This window comes from Halobacillus ihumii (genome assembly GCF_902726645.1).
GTDB lineage: Bacteria > Bacillota > Bacilli > Bacillales > Halobacillaceae > Halobacillus_A > Halobacillus_A ihumii.
In genome coordinates, this window is record NZ_CACVAO010000001.1 from 2,199,791 (window position 1) to 2,217,651 (window position 17,861).

Below are 17,861 nucleotides of genomic sequence, written 5' to 3' on the forward strand. Positions count from 1 at the left end.
TCACTTGTGAAGAAACCCCGCAGAACGTAACGTCAGTGGAGTTCGAGGAGGCCTCGCTGGCCGTCCGTGGAAAGCGAAGTGTGTATCAACGACGGACCCTATAGCCATCTTAAATCACTGCCTCTAGAAGGTTCTATCACTAGGAAAACGGTTGAATAAATGATACATCCACCCATTCTCATTATGTTTTTGAAAAAAATCCATTCTTGGGATGAATAGGTTTTTTCTGGAGTATCATACTATCCTTATCACCTGTTTATTCCGCATGTGATTTGCGTGAGGGTAAACTACAGAGAGGGAGGCAGCTTATAGAATGAAAGCAACAGGAATAGTACGCCGAATTGATGATTTAGGACGTGTGGTGATCCCAAAGGAAATCCGCCGCACGCTTCGAATTAGGGAAGGTGACCCTTTAGAAATATTTGTAGATCGAGAAGGAGAAGTTATTTTAAAGAAATATTCTCCAATAAGTGAACTGGGAGATTTCGCGCGAGAGTATGCAGACGCACTGCATGAGTCGTTAGAAGCGCCTGTTTTGATTTGTGACCGCGATGAGTTTATTGCAGTTGCCGGAGAATCGAAGAAATCCTATATGGGCCGTCAAATAGGCAGCCGTATAGAACAGGTAATGGAAGGACGTACTTCTGCGTTTGAAAAACATCCGAATCCGGTAGAATTTGTCCGTGATTTAGAAGAGGACGTTATTTCTTATATTATTCATCCCATTATTGCGCAAGGCGATCCAATTGGTTGTGTCGTTGTCTTTAATAAGGAAGGCACCCCTATTGATGAAGGTTCCGAAAAGGCTGTCCAAACGGCGGCAAGCTTTTTAGCCAGACAAATGGATTAACAAATAATCAGGGGACGGTGGCGGTACCCACATAGACATAGTCGAGTCACGTTGCAGGGCAGATGCCACCTGCCGCCCCATAGGGTCACCAAGTAATACATTAGAAAACTGGAACTAAAAAGGAACAAGCCAGGTCACTCATAGGACCTGGCATTTTTGTGCTATAATAGGTGCAATTGTATTGATATGGGAAGGGCTCTGCATGAATCATTCAAACTCATCGCATCTTTTGTTTAAAGGTGCTTTCCTGCTTACTTTATCGGGGTTGATTGGTAAAGTGTTAAGTGCAGGATATCGTATTCCTTTGCAAAACATCGCAGGGGATTTTGGCTTTTATGTTTACCAGCAAATCTATCCGATTTTAGGAATAGCTATCGTGCTTTCATTATACGGTTTTCCAGCGGCTATTTCGAAGTTAGTGGCAGAAATAAGGGAACAGGGTCAGGTATTATCACTGTCCTCTTTTTATCTCCCTGCTTTGTTATGGTTGTTTGGAATTTGTGGATTGATCTTTATGATCGGTTACACTCAGGCAGATGAATTGGCTTCCATAATGGGGGATGAGCGTTTAACTCCATCCTTGCAGGCTGCATTCACGGTTTTTCTTCTGCTGCCGATCCCCTCATTATTTAGAGGGGTGTATCAAGGTCAGGGAAATATGCACCCTACGGCGATATCACAAGTTGCCGAACAATTGATACGGGTTCTTCTCATTATAGCGGCTGTGATATACGTTGTATCAGAAGGGCAGATCTATCATATTGGGGTAGGTGCTTCTATCGCATCACTTGGGGGCATCGCAGCCTCTATCGTTGTATTTCTTATAATTATTAGAAAGAACCCACCCTGGACGAAAGGGCCTGTTGATTATGCATCGCTTTCCTTTTTAAAAACGATTGTTTTTTATGGTATATTTATTTGCCTTAATTATATGCTGCTGTTACTTATTCAAATGACTGATGCTTTAACTCTTGTGCCTCACCTGATTGAAGCTGGGATAGCACCTGTCGAGGCGAAGGTGCTAAAGGGAGTATTTGATCGCGGCCAACCGCTTATTCAATTAGGAACAGTCTTAGCGTCATCTCTGGCTTTAGCTCTGATTCCTTCTATTACTAGAAAGAAAATTAAGGATCATCCGAAGCAAGTAGAGGGGTACATCTTTGGATCGGTAAAGTTTAGCTTAATCTTAGCAAGTGGAGCTTCAGCAGGGTCAATCACATTATTTCCCTTTATAAATGAGTTGTTCTTTCAAGATGAAAAAGGAACAGCAGTACTTAGGATTCTTATGCTTGTCATTATATTTAGTTCATTGGCCGTGACCTTTTCTTCCATTTTGCAAGGCCTCGGCTTTGTTAGTCATACAGCTGTCATTGTGATCTTTGCTGTTTTTGTGAAATGGGGATTGAACGTTCTTCTTGTCCCCTATCTTTTATTAAATGGAGCGGCAATAGCTTCGATTTGCAGCACTGCCTTCGTAGTGGTTTGTCAGTGCCTTTTTCTCAGCCGTTATTTTTCATTTAGAAAATGGCGGAGGCTTCCGTGGCTTTCCATAGCTTGCGCACTTGCCGGGATGATTGTTGTACTAATTGTACTGATTTGGATCCAATCATCGTTAGGAGCGGGGCTGGAAAACCGGCTTTTCTTACTGGTTTATACGCTTAGTCTTACTGCTGTTGGTGCTGCTACGTACTTCCTATTGTTAATAAGATTAGGTGCCTTACACAGAAAAGAGTTAGAAGCTTTACCATATGGAAGATCATTCGTACGATTTTTGCCAAAGGGGTTGAAGTAGATGAAAACTGTGAAGATTTTAGGTCTGGGCGCTGGTGATTTGGAGCAACTGCCGCTTGGCGTTTACCGTCAGCTTATCCATGCAAATGAACCTGTTTATAGTCGAACGCTTGATCACCCGGTGATAAGGAATCTGGAGAACGAAGGGGTGGATTTCATAGGCTTCGATGATGTGTATGAACAGTATGATCAATTCACGGCCGTTTATGAAGAGATCGCGGACAAATTAGCGGATGCCGCGAAGGAAGAAGATATTATCTATGTGGTGCCAGGGCATCCAATGCTTGCGGAGCGTACAGTCCAATTATTACTGGAAGATCAACGAGTAGATGTAGCGATTCAAGGCGGACAAAGTTACTTAGATGATGTATTTTCTGCGTTGAAAGTAGATCCTATTGAAGGGTTTCAATTTTTAGATGCAACAGCCCTTGATCGAAGTCAATTACAGTTTCAAAATCATATCGTTCTCTGTCAGGTATATGATCAAATGATTGCTTCAGAAGTTAAGTTGACATTAATGGAAGATCTTCCGCCGGAGTATCCTGTGACCGTTATCACTGCGGTTGGAAGCAGCGAAGAGGAAATTACTGAGGTTGAACTGCAGGAATTAGATCGGTTTGTGGCGGTAAATAACTTAACGAGCGTTTATATCCCTCCGGTAGATAAAACGAATTTGAATCATCAGTTTTTCCGACTGAGAGAAGTGATTCGTACACTGAGAGGTCCAGAAGGATGCCCATGGGATCAAAAGCAAACCCATGAATCACTGCGTCGCTATTTAATAGAAGAAGCCTATGAGTTCATTGATGCTGTAAATCGGCTTGATGATCAGAATATGGCAGAAGAGTTAGGCGATATCCTCTTACAAGTTATGCTTCACAGTCAAATTGGGGAGGATGAAGGATTTTTCACGATTGATGACGTCATCTCCTCCATAACTGAAAAAATGATCCGCAGACACCCCCATGTATTTGGCGATGTGCTAGTAAATGACGCAGAGGAAGTGGTCACGAACTGGGATCAAATTAAAAAGCAGGAAAAGAGCATAGCTGCTGATTCCTTATTAGATTCTGTTCCGACAAGCTTTCCGGCCCTCCTGCAAGCCGAAGAAGTACAAAAAAAGGCTGCTAAGGTAGGGTTTGACTGGGACAAAGTGGAACTTGTCGAGGATAAAGTAAAGGAAGAATGGGCAGAATTTCTCGAAGCAAAGGAAATGAATGACCCGCGTGAAATGGAGAAAGAATTTGGGGATTGGTTGTTTGCGATTACTAATTTAGCGCGCCATTATAACATTAACGGAGAAACAGCTCTTCAGCGAACAAATCAAAAGTTTAGGACAAGATTCTCGGCGATGGAAAAAAGCGCCTCAAATGCGAAGCGGCCTCTTGATGATTATTCGCTCCATGAGCTTGAAGAGTTGTGGGCAGCAGCTAAAATAAAACATAAAGGGGAAGAATAAATTATGCGATTAGATAAATTTCTAAAAATCTCAAGACTGATTAAACGAAGAACCTTGGCTAAGGAAATCGCTGATCAAGGGAGAATTAGTATTAACGGGTCAAAAAGCAAGGCGTCTTCAGATGTATCGGTAGGAGATGAATTGATGATTCAATTTGGTCAAAAGGTGTTGACAATTGAAGTAAAATCTTTGAGAGAAAATGTGAAGAAGGATGAAGCTGCGACCTTATATGACATCAAGAAAGAGGAACCTGTTAACAAATAATTCTTAACCCACTGCAGTACCAGCAGTGGGCTTTTTCATGATGTAAAGCGATCTATCGAATTATTTTCAATGTCTTACCATACGTTCTAAATTGTCCTCCTATTACATAGCTTGTACTAGAGAAGAAGGAGGCTGGGATAAATGGAAGGCTACGATAAAAATTTAAATGCACGGGCACATCAGGTAGATCATAATGTGAAAATGTGGAATAGAAGAAACCTTGAAATATCTGGTGTCAGAGAAGTGGACAGCTTTGACAGTGAGGAGTTTCTGCTTCAAACAAGTATGGGGTACTTAGTCATTCGCGGTCATAATCTACAAATGAAAAACCTGGACTTAGAAGAAGGTGAAGTATCTATAAAAGGACGCGTTGATGAGATGACGTATTTGGACGAGAACCAAGGGGAGAAAGCTAAAGGATTATTTAGCAAGCTTTTCAAATGACACTCACTACACAATTTATGACGATGGTGGTTATGCTAGCCGGGGGCATTTATGTAGGAGCAGCCGTTGATACCTTTGAGCGACTCTTTTCTAAACGAAATAAAAGGAGCTGGCTTGAGCTTTTCTGGCAGCTTGCCTTCTGGGTTGCTCAGGCTGCTCTTCTTTTTTTTCTTTTATTCCTGGTAAACTATGGTGAATTACGTTTATATGTATTTATAGCCGTAATTTGCGGATATTCTGCTTATCGTGCATTATTTCAAACACGATATAAAAAGTTGTTAGAATATATAATACGCTTCGTGACTCGATTAATGACCTTCTTTGCGCGGCTTTTTAATGCCATTATTATTTGGCCGATTCGAACCATCATTATGCTGATAACTACTTTACTATTATTCGTTTATAAAGTATTTTATAAGGGAATACATTTATTGTTTCTTGTCGTTTTATATCCATTCCTGTTGATTTTTCGAATGATTTGGAAGCTCCTCCCGAAAAAACTGAAAAAAAATTTAAACAAAACAGCAGGGTTTTGGGTTAAAATAAAGAATACTATAAATAAATGGAAAGAGCGAATGCGCAAATAAAGGAGGTCTAACGTTCATGGCAAAAAAACAATCAGTAGCCCGCCTAGATTCTACATACATGAAGCACTACGATGCCTACTTGGAACGGCAGACGAAAAAGAAAAAGCGTCTATTCCGCCGAATCGTTTTGTTTGCCTTATTCGTAATGATCGTTGCAGGCTCCATGGTCACCTATCATGTACAACAACAAACTCTACGTGCTCAGAAACAGGAACATTATGAGGATTTACAAGCAAAAATGGATACACTAAAGAAAGAAGAGAAAAACTTAAAAGAGGAAATAAAGCTTCTTAATAATGAAGAGTATGTTTTACAAATTGCAAGGTCCGATTATTTCTTCTCCAAGGAAGGCGAGATTATTTTTAAAATGCCAAATGAGGACCCTTCGTATTGACACCCTTTTCAATGCTTATATATAATAGTTAAGAAGATATTTTTATCGAAATTCTAAGGAGGAGCATTTTTTTTATGTCCATTGAAGTAGGCAGCAAGTTGCAGGGTAAGGTAACGGGTATCACTAATTTCGGAGCTTTTGTTGAGCTTCCTGAAGGGCAGACTGGTCTTGTGCACATTAGTGAAGTTGCCGATAACTATGTAAAAGACATTAATGAACACCTAAGCCAGGGTGACCAAGTAGAAGTGAAAGTCATTAATGTTGGAGATGATGGAAAGATTGGCTTATCCATCAAAAAAGCAAAAGAAAATTACGGTCGTCGTGCGCCCAGAAAACCTCGTAAACCGGCAGAATCATTTGAACAAAAAATGAGTGCCTTTATGAAGGATAGCGAAGATCGTCTAGCATCACTGAAGAAGCAAACCGAAACCAAACGCGGAGGTCGGGGTGCTAAAAGAGGATAGCTTGCTGTCTATGACAATGAGTAAAAGATGCGCATGAATGAATATATAAAAACAGGCCCGCTTTAACAGCGGGCCTGTTTTTTATATCTCTACATATGGAGCTCAGAAATCAGGGTGTGTTTGGATAGTTGATGCTGAGGAGATGGTGATAAGTGGATTTATCTACAATAGTCCTTGAAGAAGGCAAGCGTTTGGTAGTAGGGATAGATGGATTAAGTCGTTCAGGGAAGACTACCTTTTCCAAAAAGTTAGTTGAAAATCTGAGGAAAAAAGCTATTCCTGTTTATGTGCTTCATCTCGATGACCACATAGAGGGCCGAAAGAAAAGGTATGATACTGGATATGATCCATGGTATGAATATTACCACTTGCAATGGGACATCGAATGGTTGAAAGTGAATTTGTTTGAAAAACTGAAATGGACGGATCAAATTAGCCTCCCCTTTTATGAACAGGAGGATGATACACATGCTGTAGCGATCATTAATCTTCCGCTGTCTGGTGTAATCCTAATTGAGGGAGTGTTTCTTCAGCGTAAAGAGTGGAGAGATTTTTTTGATTATGTAGTGTACTTAGATTGCCCGAAGGAGATAAGGTTTTCCCGGGAAACAGAATCTGCCCAACTGGATCTAGAAAAGTTTATAAATAGGTATTGGAAAGCTGAAGATTACTATTTAAAGAGGGAGTCTCCAACAAAACAAGCCAATTTAGTTATAAGCACCTAATGTAAAATTTTCATAAGTAGGTAGCTGCAGGGTATCGAGTCATACACAGCAAAATACAATTAAACATCATAGTGAAGCCTAATAAAGTTATCAAAAAACCGCCATTCAAAATATGAATGGCGGTCTTCCTGCTGATGACCCGTACGGGATTCGAACCCGTGATACCGCCGTGAAAGGGCGGTGTCTTAACCACTTGACCAACGGGCCTTAATTATGTATAGGTAAGGCTTATGCGTGTCGCATCTGAACAAAGCCATTCAGCACTAAATAGTAGCGGCGGAGGGGATCGAACCCCCGACCTCACGGGTATGAACCGTACGCTCTAGCCAGCTGAGCTACACCGCCATATGTTCCAAAGACACAAAGGTTATAGTACACCATCCTAAAAATTATGTCAATAAAAAATAAAATTGTAAGAGTAGTCTGTTAATTTCGATAGAGAATGGTAGGGAAATTTAGAACAGGAGGGGAATCACCTGGTGTTTTTTTGTAGAATTCACGTCAGAGCACATGAAAAGCATCGAAGTTTTTGTTACGACTCTCCTGTTGTTTTGACAAAAAGCTTGTCTACCCTGTGATTAAATGAAACATAACTAAAGAAGGAGTGGTGTATTTTATGTTGGGGACGGTAATGAAACGTACTGGGCGTGGGGCAGTTTGGAAAGAATCTACTTTAAATAAGGGGCTTGAACGTGTTTCTTTTTCAATTGTTAGCTTTTTAGCTAATAAAGGTGTGTTTCATTTAGTGCTCAGCTTCCTGCTTGGACGGGCTATTATATTATCCTCCATGGCACCGTTTGGGGTTGCTTTTCTTGCGGTGATCTGGTGGTTGAAACGCCCTTTTGTGATTCCGGCTACAGTAATGATGGCGGCTGGGGCATCTACATATAGTCTAGGGCATGCTGGATTCATTCTCGGAGCATCCGCTACTTTTTTATTACTCAGTTTAATTTTAAATCGTATGAATCAACCACAGCAGCTACTTCCCTTTATGGCTATGCTCGCTAGTATAATCCCAAGAACGACAAGCCTGGCCTTTTTGGAACGCTGGCACTTATATGAGATTTTCCTCATAGCAGCTGAAGGAATACTCAGTTTTACACTTGTGCTTATCTTTATGCAGAGTCTTCCGCTATTATCACCAAGACGTTATCATCCAACTTTAAAAAATGAGGAAATCGTATGTCTCATTATCTTATTAGCTTCTGTATTAACAGGGATGATTGGGTTTGAAATCCAAGGTGTAGCCACAGTGGATGTGTTTTCCCGCTATTTAGTTATTTTGCTGGCTTACATCGCTGGTGCGGCGATTGGATCAACGGTAGGTGTCGTTACGGGGCTTGTCTTGAGCCTGGCAGCTGTCGATAATTTATATCAAATGAGTTTGCTTGCTTTTTCTGGTTTGTTAGGGGGACTTTTGAAAGAAGGAAATAAATTGGGGGTTAGTGCGGGTTTGCTCGTTAGTACGGTGTTAATGAGCTTTTATATGGGAGGAAGCCTATCTTCATCGATGTGGGCATCGGTATGTGCTATTGCATTATTTATTATGACACCTAAACAATGGGTGAAGCGGCTCTCTCGCTATGTACCGGGGACAGAGGAGCATAGTCAAGAGCAGCAGAAATACCTGCAGAAGGTTCGAGATGTGACAGCCGTTCGAGTTGGCAAATTTTCAGATGTGTTTGAAGCGCTATCCAAGAGCTTTACTCATTTAGATGGTTCGAAAGAGGAGGTAAGTCAGAATAAGGAAATTGATTATTTTCTCAGTGATGTGACGGAGAAGACGTGTCAGTCATGTTTTAAAAAAGAGAGGTGCTGGGTGAATCAGTTTGATGAGACACATCATTTAATGACGGATTTAATGATGGAGATCGATGAGAAGGAAGATCCAGGAAGGGTGATGCGTAAAAACGTAGACCAATACTGTGTAAAATCGCAAAAGCTGATTGATACGATGAAACATGAGCTATCGTTTTATCATGCAAACAAACAGTTGAAACAGCAGGTGCTAGAGAGTCGCAGATTTGTAGCGGACCAGCTTCATGGTGTTTCTGAAGTGATGAACAGTTTTGCTAAAGAAATCGTTAAGGAAAGGGAGCATCATGAGCAAAAAGAACAAATTATTCATGGAGCTCTTGAGCGAATGGGTTTTGAAATAGCAAAACTTGAAATATATACATTAGATGCAGGAAATATTGATTTGGAATTAATAATTGAAATTGATAACTACCGAGGAGAGGGGTCTAAGCTGATTGCCCCTGTTCTATCAGACATCCTTGAAGAGACTATCGTGGTTACCATGGAGGATATTTCCCCATATCCACACGGCCGCTGTCTGCTTACTTTTGGTTCGGCAAAGCATTATACGATTGAGTCAGGCGTGGCCCACGCAGCCAAAGGCGGAGGATTTATCTCTGGTGACAGTTACTCAATGATGGAATTAGGGAGAGGTAAATATGCCCTGGCCATTAGTGATGGCATGGGGAATGGCGAACGGGCTCATCAGGAGAGTATGGAGACGCTTCGTTTGTTAAAACAAATTCTACAATCAGGAATTAAAGAGTCGGTGGCTATTAAGTCGATTAATTCGATTCTAGCCCTCAGAACTAGTGATGAAATATTTTCGACACTAGATTTAGCTGTCATTGACCTTCATCAAGCCAGTTCTAAATTTATAAAAATAGGGAGTACTCCAAGTTTTATTAAACGGGGCAGGCAAATCTTTGCCGTAGAGTCTGGCAATCTCCCAATGGGAATTATTGAAGACGTCGATGTGGATACCACAAGTGAGCAGCTTAAAGCAGGGGATTTATTAATTATGGTGAGTGACGGCATCCTTGAAGGTCCAAAACACCTTGAGAATGTGGAGATTTGGTTGAAGCGAAAAATTAGAGAAATCGACCGAACAGACCCTCAGGAAGTCGCTGATTTATTACTAGAAGAGGTAATTCGCGTACAAGCGGGGGCTATTGATGATGACATGACAGTGCTCGTAGCACGAATCGATCATTATGTTCCTGAATGGTCTGCTATCCCTTTTGATAAAAAACGAGCATAGCTTTAAGTATATTTACCTTCTTTTTCGGTCAAAATGTTGACAACGAAACAGGAGGGATATGCTATGAAGCCAGGACGGCTGAAACAAATTCTATTGTTAACGGATGGATGTTCGAATTACGGAGAAGATCCAGTAGTTGTAGCTGCGCTAGCCAGGAATCAGGGGGTCACGGTCAATGTCATTGGCGTGCTTGATGATGAACAGAGGAATCATCCTCAAGGTCTTGAAGAAGTAGAATCTATTGCTGAAGCGGGCGGCGGGGTCAGTCAGATCGTCTATCAGAAAAATTTATCACAAACCGTCCAAACGGTAACGAGACAAGCCATGACACAAACGATTCAGGGGGTAGTGAACAACGAGTTGCAACAGATTTTAGGTCAGGGAAAGACGATGGAAGAGCTTCCTCCCGAACAACGAGGGGAAGTTGTAGAAGTCGTAGATGATCTGGGGGAAATGTGTGATCTTGAAGTTCTTGTTTTAGTGGATTCAAGTGCAAGTATGCACCATAAGCTTCCGACCGTCAAAGAAGCTTTATATGACTTATCACTTAGTTTGAACGCGCGAACCGGATCAAATCAGTTCAGCATTTTCACTTTCCCCGACCCTAAATCTACAATTAAGAAAATGATAGATTGGACACCAGAACTCGATGCTATCCACGGGATATTTTCTAAACTTTCAAGCGGAGGATATACTCCAACGGGTCCTGCTCTTAAAGAAGCTTTATATTCCTTTGCAAGTAATCCGGTAAGAAAAAACAGGCATGATGGAGAAGATCCTTATGAAGAAGCTGGATTTTAATTTCACCCCTGGAACTACCTTACAAGGAAAATGGCAAGGACACACCTACCGTATCCTAAAAAAGCTTGGTGAAGGAGCTTGTGGTGTCGTCTATCTCTGTAAACGAAATGGCCATACCTATGCTCTAAAGGTGGGAACAGATAGTTCTCGAATGATGCTAGAGGTGAATATGCTTAAGAAATTCAGCAAGGTCCAAGGTGTCAAACTTGGACCTTCTTTTGTGGACGTAGATGATTGGGTAACCCCTAGACGTCTCACCTATCCTTTTTACGTGATGGAGTATGTGCAGGGCCAACCGTTACCAGGATTTCTACAAGGCAAAAGTAAAGATTGGATCGCTTTAACTGCGGTGCAACTGCTAAGCGATCTTGATCATTTGCATGCAGCCGGCTATGCCTTTGGGGATCTAAAGACAGAAAACCTGCTTGTTTCCGCTTCAAGGGTGCGTTGGATTGATGTGGGTGGGGTAACCGCGTTTGGCCGAGCGATTAAAGAATTTACTGAGTTTTACGATCGTGGATATTGGGGCTATGGATCAAGAAAGTCTGAAGCACAATACGATTTATTTGCTGTGACCATGATTATGCTGGAGATGGTTTATCCAAAGCGTTTTATCAAAGGAAAAGATCCACATAAAACATTGCACCATAAACTAGCATTAGCCCAAATGCCTGATTTTTGTAAAAAGGTAATTACCGGCTGCTGGCAAGGCAAGTATCAAACAGCGAAAGAGATGAAGAAGGGGCTTGAAAAAGGGTTGATGAAAAGGACGGGCAAGCCTTCCCGAGTCTCCAGAGCAACAGCGAAGAAGTCGTCATCTGACCGGTCTGAATGGGGGGAATGGATCGCGATTTCGATTCTCGTTACGATGTTCTACGGGTTGTCATGGTTATAACTGAATGTTTTGCAGGATCGAAGTAGAGAGTGGTACGATAAGAATAGGAAAGTAGATGATTAGTCATTCTATATGTGAAGCGCTATTTAGGGCAAAAGTGAGGGGTGTTCATGCAGGTTGTTCAGTCATTCATAGAAAAACATCAACTTTTACAAGCGAATCAGACCGTCGTTGTTGCGGTCTCAGGGGGACCTGACTCCCTTGCTTTGCTTCATTATTTAAATCAGCTAAGAGCGACCATGAACCTAAGAGTCGTTGCCGTTTCAGTTGATCATGGGCTAAGGGGTGAAACTTCACTCGAAGACCTGCATCATGTTGAGAAACTAGCAGATGAATGGAATGTGGAGTTTGTTGGAACGACAGTAAATGTTCATTTGTACAAAGAACAAACAGGTGCAGGTACACAGGAAGCAGCAAGAATTCTGCGTTATCGTTTTTTTGAACAGGTGATGGATCAACTTGAAGGGGATGTCCTGGCTCTTGGCCACCACGGAGACGACCAGGCTGAAACAATGATGATGCAGATGGCACGAAGTGTTCGCCCTGAATCAGTTCGTGGAATGCCTGTCAGTAGAACTTTCTCATCGGGGGAACTTATTCGCCCATTTCTTTGTCTGGCGAAAGAAGATCTCCTGAATTATTGCTCCTTAAACAAAATAACTTATAAGTTAGACGAATCCAATCAACACACTGATTATACACGTAATGCGTTTAGAAAATACGTGATGCCTTTTTTAAAAGAACAAAACCCTCAGCTGAACAAGCATATGCAGTTAATGAGTGAACGGGCCAGAGACAATCAGCTGTATTTGAACTCCCAAGCCGAACAAGTTCTTGAGACAATGGAAATGTCTAATAAAATTGAACCTTTTGTGAAGTTTTCAATTCATCCCTTTTTAACGTTTCCACTTGCTTTACAAAGAACGGCCTTTCATCTAATATTAAACTATCTGTACGGTTACAAAAAGGAAGAAGTTTCCTACATGCACGAAGAGATATTTTTCAATCTTTTGCATGATGATAAACCTAATGCAGAATTGGATTTGCCAAATGGCTTGAAGGTAATTCGAACTTACGATGAGGTGAGGTTGACATTTAGTAAGCCGAATGAACCTGCAGCTTTCACTAAGACTTTATACATAGGGGACACCGTTGAACTTCCTGATGGTTCGATCGTCACCGCAGAGTGGACTAAGGAAGATAATGAGTTAGATTCATTTGATTTTATTTGTGATTCATATCACGTAAAACTTCCACTCATAGTACGAACGCGCGAACCCGGGGATCGAATTTCTCCAAGAGGAATGGATGGTTCCAAAAAGGTAAAAGATATCTTTATTGACCAAAAGGTGCCGGCAGACAAGCGGAAGGTCTGGCCGCTTGTGACGGATAGCGATGGTCAAATTCTATGGCTTGTTGGATTGAAAAAGGGTGGAGAATGTGTCAGAGCTGCATCTGATACAAGGCTTCGATTACAATATAAAAATAACCGAGACACGTAGGAGGAGCATGCATGCATAGTGAAATTGAGAAAATCTTAATTTCTGAAGAAGAAATTCAAGAAAAGTGCAAAGAAATGGGGGCTCAGCTGACGGAAGAATATAACGGGCGCTTTCCACTGGCTATTGGTGTTTTAAAAGGAGCCATGCCTTTTATGGGTGATCTGTTAAAAAGAGTCGAAACACATCTTGAGATGGATTTTATGGATGTTTCAAGTTACAACGGCGGCATGAGGTCTTCAGGTGAAGTTAAAATCGTGAAGGACCTTGATACCCAGGTGGAAGGAAGAGACCTGTTAATTATAGAGGACATTATTGATAGCGGACTCACATTAAGTTATTTAGTGGACTTATTTAAGTATCGTAAAGCTAAATCCATCAAAATCGTCACCCTTCTTGATAAGCCTACGGGTAGAACATCACATATCAAGGCTGATACGATCGGCTTTGACGTTCCAGATGAATTCGTTGTTGGATATGGGTTAGATTATAATGAAAAGTATCGTAACTTACCTTATATTGGCGTACTCAAACCGGAAGTTTACGGCGGCTGATGTATGTGAGGGTTGCTTTAGGTTTAGAAGTACTTCAAATAAGGGTAATTAGTTGTGTCTCTAGTTTTTTGTGTGATAGTATTTACTATAGTTTTTCTCGCTTGGAGGAGGTAGGCAATGAGCCGGATATTTCGTAATACCATATTTTATTTACTTATCTTCCTCGTAGTTATCGCCGTAGTCGGTCTATTTAGAGGTCAAGGTGAGCCGCAAGAAACGTTAAATGTGAACGAATTTTACGATAGATTGAATAATGGTGAAATCGAAGAAATGACGATGCAGCCTGTCAATGGGATCATTCGTATCACAGGACAGCTAGCTGGCAGTGAAGAAGGACAGGGAATGTTTACAGCTAAACTTCCAGCAAACGAACAAATTATTTCCAACGTGACGCAAACAGCGCAAGAACAAAGTGTGCTGAAAGTTGAAGAAGAAGAACAACCAAGTGTATGGGTGACTGTTTTAACATCCATCATTCCGTTTGTGATTATATTTATTCTGTTCATCTTCTTACTTAATCAGGCTCAGGGCGGCGGAAGTCGTGTCATGAACTTTGGTAAGAGTAAGGCGAAGATGTATAGTGAAGAAAAGAAAAAGGTGCGTTTTAAAGACGTTGCCGGTGCTGACGAGGAGAAACAGGAGCTTGTAGAAGTTGTAGACTTCCTGAAGGATCCGCGTAAATTCTCACAAGTAGGTGCCCGAATTCCTAAAGGTGTTCTTTTAGTGGGACCACCTGGTACAGGTAAGACGTTACTAGCAAGAGCTGTTGCTGGAGAAGCAGGTGTTCCATTTTTCTCTATCAGTGGTTCTGACTTCGTAGAAATGTTTGTAGGGGTCGGTGCCTCCCGTGTTCGTGATTTATTTGAAAACGCTAAGAAAAATGCTCCTTGTATTATCTTTATTGATGAAATTGACGCTGTAGGGCGTCAGCGTGGAGCTGGTCTTGGTGGAGGTCACGATGAACGTGAACAAACCTTGAACCAACTTCTTGTTGAAATGGATGGATTCGGAGCGAATGAAGGAATCATTATGATTGCTGCAACTAACCGTCCAGACATTCTTGACCCTGCATTGCTTCGTCCTGGACGTTTTGACCGTCAAATCACGGTCGACCGCCCGGATGTGAAAGGACGTCAGGCAGTACTAGGTGTGCATGCCAGAAACAAACCGCTATCAGATAATGTCGATCTTAAAACCATTGCTTTGCGGACACCAGGCTTCTCCGGAGCTGATCTAGAGAACTTATTAAATGAAGCTGCTCTAGTTGCTGCTCGTTCTGATGCGAAGAGCATTGATATGGAACATGTCGATGAAGCGATTGACCGAGTGATTGCCGGTCCAGCTAAGAAGAGCCGTGTTATTTCTGAAAAAGAACGTAATATTGTGGCACACCATGAAAGTGGTCATACAGTGATTGGTATGGTTCTTGATGATGCAGATATGGTTCATAAGGTAACAATCGTTCCTCGAGGCCAAGCAGGCGGATATGCTGTTATGTTACCTCGTGAAGACCGCTACTTTATGACAAAACCTGAATTACTTGATAAAATTACTGGCTTATTAGGCGGCCGCGTAGCTGAGGAAGTTATGTTTGGTGAAGTATCAACAGGCGCACACAACGACTTCCAACGTGCTACAAGCATTGCCCGTAAGATGGTTACAGAATACGGGATGAGTGAAAAGCTTGGACCGCTTCAATTCGGATCCAACTCAGGCGGACAGGTATTCCTTGGCCGTGACATCCAAAATGAACAGAATTATAGTGATCAAATTGCTTATGATATTGATACAGAAGTTCAAAACTTCATTAATCACAGTTACGATCGTGCTAAGACGATCCTAACAGACAATAAAGATAAGCTTGAATTGATTGCAGGTACTCTGTTAGATGTTGAGACATTGGATTCTACTCAGATTAAATCTTTATTCGAAAAAGGCCGATTGCCTACCGATGAAGAATTAGAAGAAATTGCAATTAAGAACAATAAACAGCTCAAGGCTAATCAAGAAGAGCAAAGAGAAATTGATGAAAAGCAAGAAAAGAACATGCAAGTTAATGTGCAGTCTAAAGAGGAAAAAGAAACTCGAACCACTTCTGAAAAAGAAAAGGAAGATAATGAATCTTCAGAGTCATCTCAGGATCAGCAAGATCCGAATCAAAGTTCTGATGATGATAAGAAACAATAATACACAAACCGTGTTCTCCTTTTATGGGGGAATACGGTTTTTTATTGTGATGAGGATATAAACCCAGTTGTTTGAGCGAGGCACTTTCTGGTTTCATATGGTATGATGGTAGCCGAAGGAATTGAACCGGGAGGCTAGTCGTATGAATTTTGTACTCGATGTGGGAAACACCAACACAGTGCTCGGAGTATTCGAAGAAGAGCAGCTGAAGTACCAGTGGCGTATAAAAACAGACAGACATAAAACAGAAGATGAGTATGGCATGCTGATTAAATCATTATTTGACCATGAGGGCTTAACGTTTGAAGATATGGATGGAGTGATCATTTCTTCTGTAGTTCCGCCCATAATGTTTGCTCTTGATCGAATGTCTCGTTATTATTTCAAGAAACAGCCGATGATTATTGGAGAACATGAAGTAGACCACGGATTAGCTATGAAGTACCCAAATCCGGCTGAAATAGGAGCAGACCGCATTGTTAATGCAGTCGGCGCTATTGAAGATTATGATACCCCATTGATCATTATTGATTTTGGAACAGCGACAACGTATTGTTATGTTAATGAGAATGAAGAATATGTAGGCGGGGCAATCGCGCCGGGCATCAATATTTCAATGGAAGCTCTCTATGCAAAAGCAGCTAAACTTCCTAAAATTGAAATTAAAGGTCCCTCAGAGGTGATCGGTCAATCGACTGTCGAGGCCATGCAATCCGGTGTTTTTTATGGCTATGTAGGACAGGTGGATGAGGTGGTACGTCGTATGAAAGAAACTTCGTCCAAAACACCTACAGTGATCGCTACAGGGGGACTGGCTTCCTTAATTGCTGATGAATCACGTACCATAGATTGCGTCGACCCTTTTTTAACCTTAAAGGGGCTTCATAAAATTTATCAAAACAACAAAGATAAACTTGCTTTTAAAGGAGAAGGATGAGTAATGGCAGATTATTTAGTTCGCGCAATGGGATATAACGGACAAGTTCGTGCCTATGCTGTTCAGTCAACCGAAACTGTAGAAGAAGCACGTCGGAGGCAGGATTCATGGGCGACAGCCTCAGCTGCATTAGGTCGGACACTTACCATAAGTGCCATGATGGGTGTTATGCTGAAGGGTGAAGATAAACTGACGATTAAGGTTGAAGGGGATGGCCCGGTTGGGGCTATCATTGCTGATGCTAATTCCAAAGGGGAAGTAAGAGGTTACTTGAAAAATCCTCACGTAGATTTTGACCTCAATAGCAAAGGGAAACTAGATGTAGCCCGAGCTGTAGGAACTACAGGGACATTAAGCGTTGTAAAGGACCTTGGCATGAGGGATCATTTTACGGGTCAAGTACCTATTGTTTCTGGTGAGATCGGTGATGACTTCACTTATTATTTTGCTAACTCTGAGCAGGTTCCATCTGCTGTAGGTGCAGGGGTCCTCGTTAACACGGACCATTCAATCTTAGCCTCTGGTGGTTTTATTATTCAGATGATGCCAGGTGCCGATGAACAGACGACGGCAGCAATTGAAGAGAGACTCAGTCAAATAGCTCCCATTTCAACGATGATTCGTGAAGGGAAGTCTCCAGAAGAGATCCTGCATGCCTTGCTTGGGCAAGAGCATCTTCAGGTGTTAGATACAATGCCGGTGTCCTTCTCCTGTCAATGTTCAAGGGAACGTGTTGAAATGGCAATTTCAAGCCTTGGAGATGAAGAAATTGATCGTATGATTGAAGAAGATCAAGGCGCGGAAGCGAAATGTCACTTTTGCAATGAAGCGTATCAATTTGATGAAAAGGACTTGAAAGAGTTACAATCAGGAAGTTCACAATAACTAATGTTAACTACCGAAAAGCGAAACAGTATTAGGCTGTTTCGCTTTTCTTTGAGTAGAGATGACA

Annotated in this window: 17 protein-coding genes and 2 tRNA genes; 17 read left to right on the top strand and 2 right to left on the bottom strand. The window is 41.6% G+C overall.

Translation table 11 applies throughout. The features are described from left to right. The first annotated feature begins 313 nt into the window (after nt 1-313). The 9 genes from spoVT to G6R08_RS10930 all read left to right on the top strand — a co-directional run bounded on the left by spoVT (nt 314) and on the right by G6R08_RS10930 (nt 6,978). Entirely contained in the window at nt 314-850 is a 537-nt protein-coding gene (spoVT, locus tag G6R08_RS10890; RefSeq protein ID WP_079524814.1) for a stage V sporulation protein T, read from the top strand. Between the two features lie 202 nt (nt 851-1,052). Continuing rightward, nucleotides 1,053-2,642, top strand: a complete 1,590-nt coding sequence (locus G6R08_RS10895) for a putative polysaccharide biosynthesis protein (RefSeq protein ID WP_163527980.1) — start codon at nt 1,053-1,055, stop codon at nt 2,640-2,642. Beyond that, the gene (yabN, locus tag G6R08_RS10900) at nt 2,643-4,100 is read left to right on the top strand and encodes a bifunctional methyltransferase/pyrophosphohydrolase YabN (RefSeq protein WP_163527981.1); all 1,458 of its coding nucleotides are present in this window, start codon (nt 2,643-2,645) and stop codon (nt 4,098-4,100) included. 3 nt (nt 4,101-4,103) lie between these two features. After that, entirely contained in the window at nt 4,104-4,364 is a 261-nt protein-coding gene (locus G6R08_RS10905) for an RNA-binding S4 domain-containing protein (RefSeq protein ID WP_163527982.1), read from the top strand. A 201-nt stretch (nt 4,365-4,565) separates the two neighbouring features. Next, on the top strand, nt 4,566-4,808 hold the full coding sequence (yabP, locus tag G6R08_RS10910; protein WP_420810420.1) for a sporulation protein YabP: 243 nt from the start codon (nt 4,566-4,568) through the stop codon (nt 4,806-4,808). Beyond that, a complete protein-coding gene (yabQ, locus tag G6R08_RS10915; RefSeq protein ID WP_163527983.1) occupies nt 4,805-5,395 on the top strand; it encodes a spore cortex biosynthesis protein YabQ in 591 nt (196 codons plus the stop codon). The genes yabP and yabQ overlap by 4 nt, the downstream gene beginning before the upstream one ends. A gap of 16 nt (nt 5,396-5,411) precedes the next feature. Next, nucleotides 5,412-5,789 (top strand): FtsB family cell division protein, encoded by a 378-nt coding sequence (locus G6R08_RS10920; protein ID WP_079524807.1) that lies wholly within the window; start codon nt 5,412-5,414, stop codon nt 5,787-5,789. A gap of 74 nt (nt 5,790-5,863) precedes the next feature. Next, the gene (locus tag G6R08_RS10925) at nt 5,864-6,253 is read left to right on the top strand and encodes a S1 domain-containing RNA-binding protein (RefSeq protein ID WP_079524805.1); all 390 of its coding nucleotides are present in this window, start codon (nt 5,864-5,866) and stop codon (nt 6,251-6,253) included. Between the two features lie 152 nt (nt 6,254-6,405). After that, nucleotides 6,406-6,978: a kinase gene (locus G6R08_RS10930; RefSeq protein ID WP_163527984.1), complete on the top strand. Its 573-nt coding sequence runs from the start codon at nt 6,406-6,408 to the stop codon at nt 6,976-6,978. Nucleotides 6,979-7,113: 135 nt separating this feature from the next. Here the strand turns inward: G6R08_RS10930 and G6R08_RS10935 are convergent. Together G6R08_RS10935 and G6R08_RS10940 are read right to left on the bottom strand one after the other, a co-directional pair. Continuing rightward, nucleotides 7,114-7,185: transfer RNA gene (locus G6R08_RS10935), tRNA-Glu, on the bottom strand. A 64-nt stretch (nt 7,186-7,249) separates the two neighbouring features. Next, a tRNA-Met gene (locus G6R08_RS10940) sits at nt 7,250-7,323 on the bottom strand. 271 nt (nt 7,324-7,594) lie between these two features. Between G6R08_RS10940 and spoIIE the strand changes: the two genes are divergently transcribed. From spoIIE to hslO, 8 genes are all read left to right on the top strand, one after another. Further along, nucleotides 7,595-10,036, top strand: coding sequence for a stage II sporulation protein E (spoIIE, locus tag G6R08_RS10945; protein WP_163527985.1), 2,442 nt, complete (start codon nt 7,595-7,597; stop codon nt 10,034-10,036). A gap of 33 nt (nt 10,037-10,069) precedes the next feature. Then, complete coding sequence (locus tag G6R08_RS10950; protein WP_163527986.1) at nt 10,070-10,837, top strand: vWA domain-containing protein; 768 nt, start codon at nt 10,070-10,072, stop codon at nt 10,835-10,837. Beyond that, nucleotides 10,818-11,732, top strand: a complete 915-nt coding sequence (locus tag G6R08_RS10955) for a serine/threonine protein kinase (RefSeq protein ID WP_163527987.1) — start codon at nt 10,818-10,820, stop codon at nt 11,730-11,732. The genes G6R08_RS10950 and G6R08_RS10955 overlap by 20 nt, the downstream gene beginning before the upstream one ends. 110 nt (nt 11,733-11,842) lie before the next feature. Continuing rightward, entirely contained in the window at nt 11,843-13,234 is a 1,392-nt protein-coding gene (gene tilS / locus G6R08_RS10960) for a tRNA lysidine(34) synthetase TilS (protein WP_163527988.1), read from the top strand. 11 nt (nt 13,235-13,245) lie between these two features. Beyond that, on the top strand, nt 13,246-13,785 hold the full coding sequence (gene hpt, locus G6R08_RS10965; RefSeq protein ID WP_079524795.1) for a hypoxanthine phosphoribosyltransferase: 540 nt from the start codon (nt 13,246-13,248) through the stop codon (nt 13,783-13,785). A gap of 117 nt (nt 13,786-13,902) precedes the next feature. Further along, nucleotides 13,903-15,972 (top strand): ATP-dependent zinc metalloprotease FtsH, encoded by a 2,070-nt coding sequence (gene ftsH, locus G6R08_RS10970; RefSeq protein WP_163527989.1) that lies wholly within the window; start codon nt 13,903-13,905, stop codon nt 15,970-15,972. Nucleotides 15,973-16,114: 142 nt separating this feature from the next. Further along, on the top strand, nt 16,115-16,909 hold the full coding sequence (locus tag G6R08_RS10975; RefSeq protein WP_163527990.1) for a type III pantothenate kinase: 795 nt from the start codon (nt 16,115-16,117) through the stop codon (nt 16,907-16,909). A 3-nt stretch (nt 16,910-16,912) separates the two neighbouring features. Then, entirely contained in the window at nt 16,913-17,794 is an 882-nt protein-coding gene (gene hslO / locus G6R08_RS10980; protein WP_163527991.1) for an Hsp33 family molecular chaperone HslO, read from the top strand. Nucleotides 17,795-17,861 lie beyond the last annotated feature (67 nt).